The sequence below is a fragment of the Streptomyces sp. NPDC058284 genome (genome assembly GCF_042881135.1).
GTDB lineage: Bacteria > Actinomycetota > Actinomycetes > Streptomycetales > Streptomycetaceae > Streptomyces.
Genome location: NZ_JBHVYE010000002.1, coordinates 273,082 through 285,792, shown reverse-complemented (window position 1 = coordinate 285,792; position 12,711 = coordinate 273,082). Strand labels below are relative to the sequence as shown.

Annotated in this window: 12 protein-coding genes; 3 read left to right on the top strand and 9 right to left on the bottom strand. The window is 70.9% G+C overall.

Annotation, left to right across the window (positions count from 1 at the left end; translation table 11 throughout):
* Positions 1 to 24: 24 nt before the first annotated feature.
* Positions 25 to 906, bottom strand: coding sequence for a beta-propeller fold lactonase family protein (locus ACFVYR_RS04555; RefSeq protein ID WP_384248410.1), 882 nt, complete (start codon positions 904 to 906; stop codon positions 25 to 27).
* 737 nt (positions 907 to 1,643) lie between these two features.
* Here ACFVYR_RS04555 and ACFVYR_RS04550 point away from each other — a divergent pair.
* Positions 1,644 to 3,149, top strand: a complete 1,506-nt coding sequence (locus ACFVYR_RS04550) for a SulP family inorganic anion transporter (RefSeq protein WP_384248408.1) — start codon at positions 1,644 to 1,646, stop codon at positions 3,147 to 3,149.
* 37 nt (positions 3,150 to 3,186) lie between these two features.
* On the opposite strand, the gene ACFVYR_RS04545 is transcribed toward ACFVYR_RS04550, so the two are convergent.
* The 3 genes from ACFVYR_RS04545 to ACFVYR_RS04535 form a co-directional block, all read right to left on the bottom strand.
* Entirely contained in the window at positions 3,187 to 3,792 is a 606-nt protein-coding gene (locus tag ACFVYR_RS04545; RefSeq protein ID WP_384248407.1) for a VanZ family protein, read from the bottom strand.
* Between the two features lie 54 nt (positions 3,793 to 3,846).
* A complete protein-coding gene (locus tag ACFVYR_RS04540; RefSeq protein WP_384248405.1) occupies positions 3,847 to 4,242 on the bottom strand; it encodes a DUF2267 domain-containing protein in 396 nt (131 codons plus the stop codon).
* Between the two features lie 118 nt (positions 4,243 to 4,360).
* A complete protein-coding gene (locus tag ACFVYR_RS04535) occupies positions 4,361 to 5,305 on the bottom strand; it encodes a YihY/virulence factor BrkB family protein (protein ID WP_384248404.1) in 945 nt (314 codons plus the stop codon).
* Between the two features lie 583 nt (positions 5,306 to 5,888).
* Here ACFVYR_RS04535 and ACFVYR_RS04530 point away from each other — a divergent pair.
* Positions 5,889 to 6,098 carry a hypothetical protein gene (locus ACFVYR_RS04530; protein WP_384248402.1) on the top strand — a complete coding sequence of 70 codons (210 nt, stop codon included), beginning with the start codon at positions 5,889 to 5,891 and terminating at the stop codon, positions 6,096 to 6,098.
* A gap of 27 nt (positions 6,099 to 6,125) precedes the next feature.
* Here ACFVYR_RS04530 and ACFVYR_RS04525 read toward each other — a convergent pair whose 3' ends face one another.
* Positions 6,126 to 6,923 (bottom strand): class I SAM-dependent methyltransferase, encoded by a 798-nt coding sequence (locus ACFVYR_RS04525; RefSeq protein WP_389611260.1) that lies wholly within the window; start codon positions 6,921 to 6,923, stop codon positions 6,126 to 6,128.
* 380 nt (positions 6,924 to 7,303) lie between these two features.
* On the opposite strand from ACFVYR_RS04525, the gene ACFVYR_RS04520 reads away from it, so the two are divergent.
* Positions 7,304 to 7,756: a hypothetical protein gene (locus tag ACFVYR_RS04520; RefSeq protein ID WP_384248400.1), complete on the top strand. Its 453-nt coding sequence runs from the start codon at positions 7,304 to 7,306 to the stop codon at positions 7,754 to 7,756.
* A 32-nt stretch (positions 7,757 to 7,788) separates the two neighbouring features.
* Here ACFVYR_RS04520 and ACFVYR_RS04515 read toward each other — a convergent pair whose 3' ends face one another.
* The 4 genes from ACFVYR_RS04515 to ACFVYR_RS04500 form a co-directional block, all read right to left on the bottom strand.
* Positions 7,789 to 8,853, bottom strand: coding sequence for a PucR family transcriptional regulator (locus tag ACFVYR_RS04515; protein WP_384248398.1), 1,065 nt, complete (start codon positions 8,851 to 8,853; stop codon positions 7,789 to 7,791).
* A 68-nt stretch (positions 8,854 to 8,921) separates the two neighbouring features.
* On the bottom strand, positions 8,922 to 9,884 hold the full coding sequence (locus ACFVYR_RS04510; RefSeq protein WP_384248397.1) for a hypothetical protein: 963 nt from the start codon (positions 9,882 to 9,884) through the stop codon (positions 8,922 to 8,924).
* A gap of 156 nt (positions 9,885 to 10,040) precedes the next feature.
* Positions 10,041 to 11,255: a S1 family peptidase gene (locus ACFVYR_RS04505; protein WP_384248395.1), complete on the bottom strand. Its 1,215-nt coding sequence runs from the start codon at positions 11,253 to 11,255 to the stop codon at positions 10,041 to 10,043.
* Positions 11,256 to 11,539: 284 nt separating this feature from the next.
* Positions 11,540 to 12,646, bottom strand: a complete 1,107-nt coding sequence (locus tag ACFVYR_RS04500; protein WP_384248394.1) for a serine hydrolase domain-containing protein — start codon at positions 12,644 to 12,646, stop codon at positions 11,540 to 11,542.
* Positions 12,647 to 12,711 lie beyond the last annotated feature (65 nt).

Here is a 12,711-nt window from a genome sequence, read left to right as displayed (position 1 = left end):
GCCCCTCGGCTTCAAGGCGGGCCTTCACCTGGGGCTGATCGCCACACCCTCGGGGTTGTGCCCCGTCTTCAGGGTCGCCCGCACCTTCGTGAGCGTCGGGTCGACCACGGAGACGGTGTCGGAGTCCTCGTTGGTGACCCAGACCCGGCTGCCGCCCGGACTGACCGCGACGCCCTGCGGTGTCTTGCCCACCGGCACGCGGGCCAGGACCTGACCGGTCGTCGTGTCGATGACGAGCAACGTATCGGCCCCCGAGTCCGCGGCGTACAGCCGCCGTCCGTCGGGGCTGACGCCGAGGCCGAGCGGCGCCTTGCCGACCGGCCAGGTGGCGGTCACCTGGCGGGTGGAGGCGTTGATGACGGAAATGCTGCCGGAACCCGTGTTGGCGACATACACCGTGTCCCCCTTCGCGGTGGCACTGATTCCGCTGGGGAAATCGCCCACAGGAATCTGGGCGACGGGCTCGTACGCCTTGGACAGCACGGTGACGTTGTTGGTGCCGCTGTTGGTGACGAGAGCGGTCCCGTCGGGCAGGGTGGCGACGCTGTGCGGGAGTTCACCGACCCGAGGCGTCGCGATGACTTTACGGCTGGCCGTGTCGATGACGGACACGTTGTCGCTGCCCCAGTTCGCCGCGAACACCTGCCGCCCGTCACGGCTGGGAAAGGCCGAGAACGGATATGAACCGACCGGAACGGTCGCCACGACTTCATGACTGGTGGTGTCGATGAAGGAGACCGTGTCGGAAAGGCCGTTCGCCACATAGACGCGGGAGCCGTCGGGGGCCGAGCCCACGCCCGTCGGCCCGTTGCCCACCGCCGTGGTGGTGACGGCCCTCTCCAGGCGGACGTCGAAGGAGGAAGCGGTCGCCGAGCCACTGTTGGCCACGTACGCGACGATACGCATGGGGAAACCCTTGCCGGGTGTGCCCTTCGCCGCCGATTGCTCATGTGGCCGCGCGTGTGACTGCGGCTGCCGGTCCGGACGCGGATGCGGGGGCGGCTCGGCGGAGGCCGCGGCCGAGGTGCACGCCATGGCGGCGAGCGCGACCCCGAGCGTCAGCCGGAAACGGAAACGGCGGCTGGCGACGGAGGCGGGCCGATGAGGGTGTCGGCGTGCGTGTCGGTGCGCGTCTCGACGAGCGTCGGACCGAGAGTCGAATCCGGGAAATCTCAGCATGGACCCACCCTTTATGTATGGCGTTTGTGGAGGACAACGTGGTGCAAAGGAGGCGTGCGAAAGGTCCTTGGCGGACATGCACGGTCAAACGCTCGACATAACTGGACCTGCACGGTCGACGAGCGAATTCGTTCCTTCGCGTGGCCATTCCGGGGCAAGTTGCCCATTGCCCATAACGCAATGGCGTGATGGCCGTTTGCGTCTCCTCCGCCCGGCTCAGCCGCTCGCGCAGGTCGGCGACGCGCTCCGCGGCGCCGAGCGACTTCATGCGGCGGATAGTATGTATTCGTCGCGCATGACGGGTCGCTGATCGCTGATCGCGAGCCGCCGGTCTCGCTGATCGCTGATCGCCGGTCACTCAACAGATCCGCTGCGCCCCGGCCCTCCGCGCTGTTCCGCACGCACTCCGCTGCCGCTCCCTCGGTGACGCCGTGTGTGCCCGAGTACGACAGGTTCCGCTTCTCTTGCCCTCCCCCGCACTCTCCCCGGCCGCCCGGCTGCGCGGCCTGCGCCCCGACTGGCTGTCCGACCCGAAGGTCTGGCGCACCGAGATCCTGGGCGGCCTGGTCGTCGCGCTCGCGCTGATCCCCGAGGCGATCTCGTTCTCGATCATCGCCGGGGTCGACCCCGCGATCGGCCTGTCCGCGTCCTTCACCATGGCCGTCACCATCTCGGTCGTCGGTGGCCGCCGCGCCATGATCTCCGCGGCGACCGGCGCGGTCGCCCTGGTCATCGCCCCGCTCAACCGCGAGCACGGCCTCGGCTACCTGGTCGCCGCGGTGATCCTCGCGGGTGTCGTCCAGATCGTCCTCGGCGCGCTCGGCGTGGCCAGGCTGATGCGGTTCGTGCCGCGCAGCGTGATGGTCGGCTTCGTCAACGCGCTGGCCATCCTGATCTTCATGGCCCAGGTCCCCGAGATGCACGACGTGCCCTGGCCCGTCTACCCGCTGATCGCCGGCGGCCTGGCCCTCATGGTGTTCTTCCCGAAGGTCACCAGGGCGGTCCCGGCGCCGCTGGTCTCCATCGCCATCCTCACCGCCATCACGGTCGCCGCCGGGATCGCGGTGCCGACCGTGGGCGACAAGGGCGACCTGCCGTCCGCCCTGCCCGTGCCGGGCCTGCCCGACGTGCCCTTCACGCTCGACACCCTCACAACCGTCGCCCCCTATGCCCTCGCGATGGCGCTGGTCGGCCTGATGGAGTCCCTGATGACGGCGAAGCTCGTCGACGACATCACCGACACCCACTCCTCCAAGAGACGCGAGTCGATCGGCCAGGGCATCGCCAACATCGTCACCGGCTTCTTCGGCGGGATGGGCGGCTGCGCCATGATCGGCCAGACGATGATCAACGTACGCGTGTCCGGCGCCCGCACCCGCCTGTCGACGTTCCTCGCGGGCGCCTTCCTGATGGTGCTCTGCATCGTCTTCGGCCCGGTCGTCTCCGACATCCCCATGGCGGCCCTGGTCGCCGTGATGGTGATGGTGTGCTTCGCGACCTTCGACTGGCACTCCATCGCCCCGAAGACCCTGAAGCGCATGCCCGCCGGGGAGATCGCCGTCATGGTCGTCACCGTCGCGTTCGTGGTCGCCACGCACAACCTCGCCATCGGCGTCGTCGTCGGCACGGTGACCGCGACGGTCGTCTTCGCCAGGCGCGTCGCCCACCTGGCCGACGTCACGGCGGTCGTCGACCCGGACGGCACCCGGGTCGTCTACTCGGTCACCGGCGCGCTCTTCTTCGCCTCCGCCGACGACCTGGTCACCCGGTTCGACTACGCCACCGACCCCGACAGGATCGTCATCGACCTGACCTCCGCCCACATCTGGGACGCCTCGTCGGTCGCCGCCCTGGACACCGTCACCGGAAAGTACGCACAGCGCGGCAAGACGGTCGAGATCATCGGCCTGAACGAGCACAGCGCCACACTGCACGACAACCTGAGCGGCGAGCTGCGGGCGGGACGCTGAGAGCCTGTGCCGTCCGGCGAGGAGAAGCGGCTGCCGGTCAGGCGTCGGCCGCGTCGCGCCGGGTGAAACGGTGCCACCAGTGGTGCCGTCGCGGATGTACGGCACGCCCCAGCCGACGCCCCAGCAGCAGGTACCCGAGCAGCGCCCCGGCCGTGTTGAGGATGACGTCGTCGATGTCGAAGGTGCGCCCGGTCACGAACGCGCCCTGCGCCAGCTCGACGAGCACCATGGTCACCGCGGTGGCCAGACCGACCCGGACGAGCCCGCGGGTGCGGGGGAGCATCACGGGCAGCAGGAGCCCGAAGGGCACGCCGAGCAGGATGTTCCCGCCGAGCTGCTTGACGGTGTCACGGAAGGCGGGCTGCCCGAGGTACTCGTCGATGGAGTCGCCCGGGCGGAAGTTGCTGTGGGTCAGCGCCTCCGAGGCCGCCGAGGGCTGCAGCGTGAGGCGGGCGAGCACCACGGCGAAGGCGACCATGCCCACGAAGGCCACCAGCATGGTCACCGCCCGGGCCAGCGGGGACAGGGGCGCCGCGCGCCCGGGCGCCGTACCCGTACGTGTATCCCCGCTCGTACCCGCACGCGTATCCGTACTCCGCGGTCGCGCGCCGCTCCTCTTGAAGCGGCCTGCTGTCCGTGCCATCAGTGCCTCCAGGAAGCGCGGTGCCTCTCGGCTGTCGTACGGCCGTGGCGTCGGTCAGATCGGTTCGGTGCGGCCGAACAGGCCCGCGTGACCCGGCGGGAGCTGTGTGAGGATGCGGCGCAGCAGCGCGTCGTCCGCCGCCCTCGCGAGAGTGCCGAGTACGGCGGTGACCGCGCGCCGTGCTTCCGCCGTGTCCTCACCGGTCCGCGCCGCCACCGCGTCGACGAACTCCAGCGGGGTCAACGGCTCACTGGCCGGCTCCGCCTCCGCCAGCACGGCCCCGCACTGCTCGGGCAGCAGTCGGGCCAGGTCGGTGCGGTCGTCGCCCACCAAGTGGGCGCCCAGTATGGCCAGTACGTTCTCGACGGCCCCCGCCGCCTGTTGACGGCTGGCGAAGGCCCCTCGTTCCCGCACCTGGTCCAGCAGTACTTCCAAGGATGTGCTGCCCATGCCGACTCCGTGCCTCTCGGGTCCGGTTCCTGCTCCGGTTACCCGAGCCGGGCGACCTGATGCGTGGCGCGCGCCCGGAACAGCGCGCGCCGGTGCCCGGGCGGCGCGCGCAAGCGCCTCACCGCACGGCGGCCCGCGCGCGGTCCATCTCCACGGTGAACTGCGCCCCGGCGAGCAGCGCCAGGTTGGACACCCACAGCCAGACCAGGAAGACGACGACGCCCGCGAGGGAGCCGTACAGCTTGCCGTAGGTGCCGAACTGGGCCGCGTACAGCGTGAAGAGACCCGAGGAGAGCAACCAGAGCAGTGCGGCCAGCACCCCGCCGGGCAGAATGTGGCGCCAGCCTCTGGCCTCGGGCGGCGCGTTGCGGAAGAGCACGAGGACGAGCAGTGCCACCAGGCAGACCAGGGCCGGCCACCTCATGACGGCCCACGCGGTCTGCCCCGCCCCACCGAAGCCGACGCGCCGCCCCACACTCTCGGCGATGGGACCGCTGAGCACGAGAAGCAGCGCGCTCGCGGCGAGCAGCGCGAGGAGCGTCAGCGCGGTCATCAGCACACGGTGCGCCTTGCGCCAGGCGGGCCTGGCGTCCTCGACGCCGTGCATCGCGTGCAACGCCCGCCGGAACACGGCCGCGTAACTGGACGCCGACCACAGCGCGCTGACCGCTCCGGCGATCACGACCGTGAGCGCCGCGGAACGCGCGTCCGCCATCTCGCTGAGCGCGGAGTGCAGGGAGGGGCCCGATTCCGCGGGCGCCCAGTCGGTGACCTCGGCGATGAGCGCCTGCGTGGTGGCGGGGCTGACGAGGCTGATGAGGCTGACGGTGACGAGCAGCGCGGGGAGGAGGGCGAGTATCGCGTAGTACGTCAGGGCCGCCGCCCAGTCCGACACGTCGTCGTCCCACATCGACACGGGGGTGCGGCGCAGGGCGGTACGCCGCAGGGCCCAGTCGGAGGGAGCACCGGGGGAACCGGCGGCCCCTGCCGTAGAGGAGGAGCCTGCCCCGCGACCGTGCGGGAGCTGGACGGGTGCCGCGCGCACAGGCGGTGGAATGTCCATGGGGCTGCTCCTTCATGCATGTCGGCGGCGCGGATGCCACCTGCCGTTCCCTTTTCCGTGTTCCCCCTTTCGGACACGTGGCACGGGGCGGTGTGACGCGTGCGCCGGAGCGAAAGTGTGTGGGTACGTCGGGGCGGGGGGCCGCCGGAAGCTGTGGGGCCCGTGCCCGCACCCGCACCTGAACCCGCACCCGGGAACACAGAAGCCCTGGACTCCATCCATCACATGGAGTCCAGGGCTTGTCCGGAGCGCTGGGCAGGCCTTGCACCTGCATTTCCCCGCAGGAAGCGGGGCGTCTTTCCTTGGACGACCAACGCCGGTCCTCCGACCGGAAGTCCGGCGTGAGGAACAAGATCCATCTTAGCCCATCGTCCGAGCCGCGGGTACTCCCTGTCCTCTTCGGCCGCCTTCAGCCGGTTCAAGGCCTGCCCGGGCTGAGTGCCCCCGCTAATCCAGTGGAACCCGAGCCGCCCCGTGTCCCACACTTGAACACAAGCCGTTACGAGGCGAAACCGCCCCGTAGTGGCGCCTGTTGCGCCCCCGCGTCCCCTTGAGGCGCCCGACGAGAGAAGGAGGAAACGTCATGTCGAAGCCCCTGCCTGTGGAATACGTCCTGTCCAAGCCCAAGTCGCCGTCGTGGTGGAAGCAGAACCGGCATCTGGTCCTGCTCGTCGTCGGGTTCCTCGTCGGCGTATGGCTCGTCAACGGCCATGGCGGTACGGCCGCGCCGGCTCCCGAGCGGCCGGGGCCGAGCCACTCGACCGTGTCCGAGCCGCATGAGAGGGAGCGCTAAGAGGAAGGGAAAGCGGGCGGCTCGCCGTCATGGTGTGGCGCGCAGGAGGACGAGTGAGCCCTCGTACACCGGCCGGTTGCGCAGGTGGCCGAAGGCCTCGTCCCAGGCGCCCGAGCCCAGGGCGCGGCGCAGCGAGGCGTCGAAGTCCTGCCGGGCGCGGTCGTCGACGAAGCTCCAGGCCGGGCAGGCCTGGCGGGCCGCGGGGTCGAGGAGGAGCTCGGGGCGGCCGTAGTACGCCTCGTTGAAACCGTCGGTGCAGTCCAAGGGGATCGGGACGGGCCGGACGGTGGTGCTGCCGCCGAGCGCTGCCGTCAGCCGGTCCAGGGACGGGTGGCGGCGGGCTTCGGCCTCCAGGACGTCGGGGGCGTACTCGTAGAGCCAGAAGTCCCGTACGCGTGCGGGGTCGCAGGTCAGTACGGCGACGGGGCCGCGGGTGACGCGTCGCATCTCGCGCAGCCCGGCTTCGGCGTCGGCCCACTGGTGGACGCTGAAGAGCGTCATCGCCGCGTCGAACTGCCCGTCGGCGAAGGGGAGGTCCTCGGCCACGGCGTCGATGGCGGTGGCGAGCCGGGCCGGACGCCGGGCGCGCATGGCGAGTGAGGGCTCGACCGCGGTGATCGAGTGCGCCGGCGCCTCGTACGACCCCACGCCCGCGCCGACGTTGAGGACCGTGCGTGCGTCGCCGAGGGCCTGGGCGATGACTTGGGCGATGCGGTCGTCGGGGCGGCGGGGGGAAGGGCGCCCGGGGTGGGAGGCGTGCCCCGAGCGGGAGGGGTGCCCGGGGCCGGTGGCCTCGGTCCTGGTGTCGTGGGTGCGCATGGCCATGGGGAACTCGCCTTTCGGGCCCGGCCGGGGCAGCGGCGGCAGCCACTCCCCGTACAACTCCTCCATCTTGCATCTGCGGCAGGCAATCGCATAGGTGGCTTGTGAATGCTTGGCTGATCGGCCAAAAGGAGCGGCATATGCGGCGCGGCATTTGGAGGTTGTGCGGCCGCTGAAGCCGGGCGCGATCCGGGCGCCGCCCCCCGCGCTGCCCGGCATCAACGTCGCGTAAAGATTGCCGGGCACCGGCAATGCGCCACGGTCGCGTGCCGGGTCAGGATGGCGGAGGCAGGAACGGGGGCGAGTTCGGGTGCCGGGTCCCGGAAGCGGAACCCGGCACCCCGGCACGCGCCCGGTGGTGGCGAAAGTTCGGGGGACGGACGATGAGGGAGTTGCTCGGCGCGGCCGCGGGTTTCCCGGGCGTCGTCTTCAGCGCCGCCTTCCTGGTCGTCATCGTCTTCTGGCTGCTCGTGCTGTTCGGCGGCTTCGACGCGGACGGCTTTGACGAGGACGCCGACTTCGCGGCGCTGGGCCTCGGCGGTGTGCCGGTGACGGTCCCCGTGTCGCTCATCGTCGTGATCGGCTGGTTCACCAGCGTGACCGGCGCGGTGCTGCTCGCCCGGTCCGAAGTCCGGGGCGTCGCGCGTCTCGTCGCGGACGGGGGCGTGTTCCTGCTCTCCCTCCTCATCGCCTGGTGGCTCGCACGGGCTGCCGTACGCCCGCTGGCCAAGCTGTTCGCCGATGAACCCGGGCCGTCGCGGCGGGAGTCAGGGCATAGGGCGATGTGCGCCGGTCCGGGAGCCTCGGGGGCTTCGGGGGCTTCGGGGCCGGGCTGACCTCCCACCGGACCTCAGAGGCCTCAGAGGCCTCAGAGTGCCTTCTCCGGCCAGTCGAGCAGACGGGCGCCGATCACGGCTGTCTGCAGGCGGTAGCGGTCGGCGGGGTCGGCCGGATTGGCGCCGGTGAACTTGTGGATGCGCTCAAGGCGGTACGTGAACGCCCGTACGCTCAGGGCCAGTCGGCGGGCCGCCTCCGCCGCGACGCAGCCGGAGTCGAAGTACGCGGTCAGCGTGTCGAGCAGCGGTCCCGGGCCGCCGCGGGCCGCGGTCAGCGGGCCGAGTGTGCTGCTGACCAGGTCCGCCATGGCCTGCCGGTCGCGGGTGAGTACGGGGTAGACGAGGAGGTCGGCGGAGCGCAGGACGGGGGTGTCCAGGTCCAGGCGCTCGGCGAGTTCGAGGGCGTTGAGCGCCTCCTCGTACGACTGCACGACGCCGCCGGGACCCGGCTGCGGACGCCCGATGGCGACCCGGCCGCCGTCCGTCGCGGCGTACGCCTGCTTGGCGAAGTGCGCCAAAACGTCGTCCTGGTCGCCCGGCGCGATGCACAGCAGCCGGCCGTCCTTGGTGGTCAGCAGGATGTTGCGGTCGCCGAACCGGCCGATGAGGGAGCGCTCCACCTGACGCGGCACCGGGTCGCCGTCGTCGTAGGCGCTCACACCCTGCGCCACCGCCACCGCGTGGGCGTGCGCGAGCCGCAGCCCGAACCGCTCGGCGCGCTCGGCGAGGCGCCCCAGGTCGCTGCGCCCGTACAGCAGGTCGTCGATGAACTCACGTCGCGCGGCCTCCTCCTGACGCACCGCCAGGCGCTGGGCGCGCTCGTACCCCTCGGCGAACGCGTCGATGGCCTGTTCCACGGCCGCGAGCACGTGCTCGGCGGCGGCCCCTCCGGCGCGGAGCGGCCAGGCGGCCCGGGTGGCGGCGAGATGCGCGCCGACGAGGGACCGCAGCCCGTGACCGGCGTCGGCGGCCTGTTCGCCGAGGGCGCGCCGGGAGATGAGCTCGTCACGGGTGAGGCGGCGGCCGGTGTCGGCCGCCGCCGTCAGTATCCGGGCATAGCCTTCCAGGAAGTCGTCCGGTATCTCCGACGCCACCATCCGTCCGTTCTCCTTGTGCCCTTTGCGCGGAATGCGCCGAGTGTCGGTCGCGGCGCCAGTCGCCGACCCTACTTGCTGTCGGCGGGAGCGTCCTGTGTGGGTGCGGGAGGGAAGGGGCCGCCTCGGTCCGGCCATCTCCACTCGATCCCGTACACGCCCGGCTTGCAGTGTGTCGGCAGCAGGTGGGTGGTGTGGAAGGCGTCGAGCGTGGTGCGGTGGCGGTGCTGGGGCTCGGCGCCGATCTGCCCGCGGTGGTAGCTCCAGCAGCTGACGGGGAGCGCCCGTGGGTGGAAGCGCACCTGCAGCAGGTAGCTGCGCAGGGGCGTGGTGACGCGGCGCTCGTGCTGGTGGGAGACGTCCGAGGCGGCCCGGAGCGTGTAGGTGACCACCGCTGTCCCGGTTCTGGCCAGTCGGCGCCCTAGGGGCAGGTCCGCAGCCACGCAGCCGAGTTCCGGCAGGAACTGGATGGGCGGGGGCGGCCCGTACGGGACGGTGAGGTGGACCGTGCCCGCCTTGGGGGAGTCGAGGAAATGGACGACGGTCAGGTGCTCGACGGCGTCGCGGACGGCCTGCACCACGGTGGTGATCGACGTCTCGTGAATGGAGCGGTGCTCGTCAAGGCTCACCGTCTCGTGGATGGTCAGGGGCCGCAGCCCCTCGTTGAAGTGCGGGAACGCGTCACCGAGGGCCTGTTCCACATCCGAGTTCTCGCCGTAGACGGTGCGGGCGACGGCCGGGTCGAGCGGTGGGGGTCCGCCGCGCGGCCGGTGCGGGCCGAGCAGGGAGCGCAGGGCGCCGGTGGGGAGGTTGAGCAGCGGCTCCAACGCGTCGACGGCGCGCAGGGACTGGGGTTTCTCCGGCTGGCTGCGGCCGCGCTGCCAGTGGCTGAGCGTGGCGAGGCTGACGGTGATCTGCTGGGCGCGCAGGTGGTCGCGTATGCGTTCCAGTGGCAGCCCGCGCCGCTGCAGTGCCTGACGGAATACGCTCGCGAAGGTGGCGTCGGGCCCTTCGGCGTGGGGGATGTTCGGCATGGCGTCTTTCGGCGGGCGGGGAGACACCATCGGCTCTCGGGTCGGTGGCCCCTCGCTCCGATGACGGCGGCTCAACGGCGGTTTCCGGCCACACGGGCGGCCAGGGGCCGCCCACCATAGCCGGTGGGCGGCCCCTGGTCTTCCCCGGTAGAGCGCTCAGTTGGTGTTGAGGGTCAGCCCGTAGTGGGCGAGGGCGTCGTCCAGCGGCTGGAAGTAGGACGAGCCACGCGAGTTGACGCCTCCGGTGCACTCCTGGTGGAGCGGGCCGCCCGAGGTCATGCCCTGGGCCTGGTTGCCGGAGATGTACGCGCCGCCGCTGTCGCCGCCCTCGGTGCAGACGCTGGAGGTGGCGAGGCCGGTGACGACCGTGTCGGGGCCGCCGTTCTGGTCGACGTAGGTGACAGAGACGTTGTACGAGCCGACCGTGCCGCACGTCCATCCGGTGGTCGCGCCGGACTTGCAGAGCGCGGCGCCGGACGCGGCGCGACGGCTGCCGTTGACGGCGACGTTGCCCGCCTGGCCCCAGGTCCCGACCTTGGTCGTGATCGAGTGGCCGGAATTGATGGCGGCGACGCCCATGTCGACGCTGCGGGTGCCGACCGCGAAGCGGGTGTCGACGCCCTCGGCGAACGCGGCTCCGTCGAAGCGCAGGGTGGGCAGCCCGGCGACACAGTGGCCCGCGGTGACGAGGTACTGGTTGCCGGAGCGGTCGCGGGCGCCGTAGCCGACGGAGCACCAGCCGTTGGTGTCGTTGATCGTCATCTTGCTGCCGGGCGCGATCGAGGCCTGCGGTGCGCGCTTCTCCTGGCCGCGTACGACCTTGACGGCCGAACCGTACGTCGCGGCCTTGGCGAGGAACGCCTTGGCGGCGGCCCCGCGGTCGCTGTTGACCTTGACGGTGACCTTGTCCGAGGCCAGGTCCACGGCCCAGTCGACGACACCGGCGGGAGTGCGCCGGGCGGCCGCGGCGTCCAGCCGTGCCTTGATGCCGTCGAGCTTCTCCTGGCCGCGGGCGGGCACGCGGGCAGCAAGGCCGGCCTTCTCGATGGCGGCGGCGTCGGCGCTGTCACCGGCGTTGACGGTCAGTTTGCCGGCGGCGTCGAAGAAGGCGCCGTCCGCGGATATCCCGCTCTTCGTCAGCTCGGCGAGCTCGGCCTGCTGTGCGTCCTGCCGGTCGAGCCGGTCGACCGCGGCCTTCTCGCTCACGCCGAGCGACGCGGCGAGCGCTCGCACCATCTCCGGCTGGTAGCCCGAGGCGGCCGGTGCCTTTGCGGGGGATTGTGCCTGTGCCGTGGCCTGGGTTCCGACGGCCACTGACGCCGAAAGCAGGGCGGCCACGACGGTGAATCTGTATTTACGGGAATGGGGCACGCTGATTCCTTCCGAATGGCAGGCAGGAATCCCGGAGATACGAGGAAACACGGGGGTGTGTCCACGTGGGGGTGTATCGCCGAAGGGGGGTGGGAGTTCCTGCCGGGCGGCGGGCGTGGGGCTCGCCGCGGCATGAACTCTGGCCCAGCCGATCACCCGTCGACAAGGTCCATGACAATGGCAGCTTTTAACAGAAGACCAAGGGAACTGTTAAAACAGCCCACTTCGCCATTGCCTTACGCATGCGCCACCGGTGCACCTGAGTCCAGGCGCCGTTCCCCTGCTCAACACCCGTTCGTTCCGGCGCCGGAGTCGCAGAACCATGCCTGAAGCAGATCGGTGAAGATGCCGATGGGGTCTTTCCAACGCCCTTCACACCAATCGCCGTTGGTGTTCACGGTGACCATCCGCTCGCCGTCGCGAGTACCGAAGGCGTACGACCACGAACCGAAGAGCGCACCACCCATTCCCCAGACCGTTTCCCCGCAGGGCAATCGCACCGAGCAAACACCGAGGCCGTATGCGGAGTCGGAAACCCAGTCACGGGTGGGAACGGTCTGAAACATGGCCCGTTGCTGGTCCGGCGGCAGTATCCGGCCCCCCAGCAGGGCGCCGAAGAACCGGTTCAGGTCCCCGGCGGTGGAGATCATGCCTCCGGCCGCCCAGAACATGGACGAGTCGAATGCGGTCGCGTCGTGGACCGGCGCGTCGGTTTCGGTCCGGAACAGCCTTGTGTAGTGGCGGGAGTGGGGACCCCGGATCGCCGGGTCGCCACCGAGCGGCAGGTACGTGCCAGTCAGGCCGAGCGGGCGGGCGATGCGCTCGGCGATCTCCTCGGCCGTCGCGCGGCCGGTGGCCCGTTCGACGACCATGCCCGCGAGGATGTAGTTGGTGTTGGAGTACGCCCAGTCCGAGCCGGGCGCGAAGGCGGGCGGACGGGAGACGGCGATCCGCACCAGTAGCTCGGGGGAGTGGGTCTCGTGACGGTTCAGGGCTTCCTGGTCGTCGGTGTAGTTGAAGATCCCGCTGGTGTGGTTGAGCAGCATCCTGAGGGTGACACCGGCGCCGTCGTTGCGGTGGCCGCCGACCACGCCGGGCAGCCACTGCTCCACACTGTCGTCCAGGCTCAGCCTTCCTTCGGCCGCCAGTTGCAGCATGACGGTGGCCACGAACGTCTTGCTGATGCTGCCGATACGGAACCGGTCCTGCCGCGAGCGCTCCTGGCCGGTCCCGATGTCGGCCACTCCCGCGCTCCCGAACCACTGCCTGTCGCTGTCGCGGACCTCGGCGAGGATGCCGGGGACGCCTCCTTGGGTGACGGCTCGGTCGAGTATGCGCTGGATCGTGGCGTGAGTGGCGTGAACGGCCCGGTGAGCGGGGCGCTGGGTCAAGTCGGCTCTCCTGCCGGGTCGTTGTGCGCTGGTGGGGCGGGCGAAGACGGCCGCTGCTCCGCTGT

Coding starts and splice junctions, on each gene's coding strand:
- ACFVYR_RS04525 (WP_389611260.1), bottom strand. CDS start 6,923: ATGGCCATGCGCACCCACGACACCAGGACCGAGGCCACCGGCCCCGGG.
- ACFVYR_RS04535 (WP_384248404.1), bottom strand. CDS start 5,305: ATGGACATTCCACCGCCTGTGCGCGCGGCACCCGTCCAGCTCCCGCAC.
- ACFVYR_RS04555 (WP_384248410.1), bottom strand. CDS start 906: ATGCGTATCGTCGCGTACGTGGCCAACAGTGGCTCGGCGACCGCTTCC.
- ACFVYR_RS04545 (WP_384248407.1), bottom strand. CDS start 3,792: ATGGCACGGACAGCAGGCCGCTTCAAGAGGAGCGGCGCGCGACCGCGG.
- ACFVYR_RS04520 (WP_384248400.1), top strand. CDS start 7,304: ATGAGGGAGTTGCTCGGCGCGGCCGCGGGTTTCCCGGGCGTCGTCTTC.
- ACFVYR_RS04540 (WP_384248405.1), bottom strand. CDS start 4,242: ATGGGCAGCACATCCTTGGAAGTACTGCTGGACCAGGTGCGGGAACGA.
- ACFVYR_RS04510 (WP_384248397.1), bottom strand. CDS start 9,884: ATGCCGAACATCCCCCACGCCGAAGGGCCCGACGCCACCTTCGCGAGC.
- ACFVYR_RS04515 (WP_384248398.1), bottom strand. CDS start 8,853: ATGGTGGCGTCGGAGATACCGGACGACTTCCTGGAAGGCTATGCCCGG.
- ACFVYR_RS04530 (WP_384248402.1), top strand. CDS start 5,889: ATGTCGAAGCCCCTGCCTGTGGAATACGTCCTGTCCAAGCCCAAGTCG.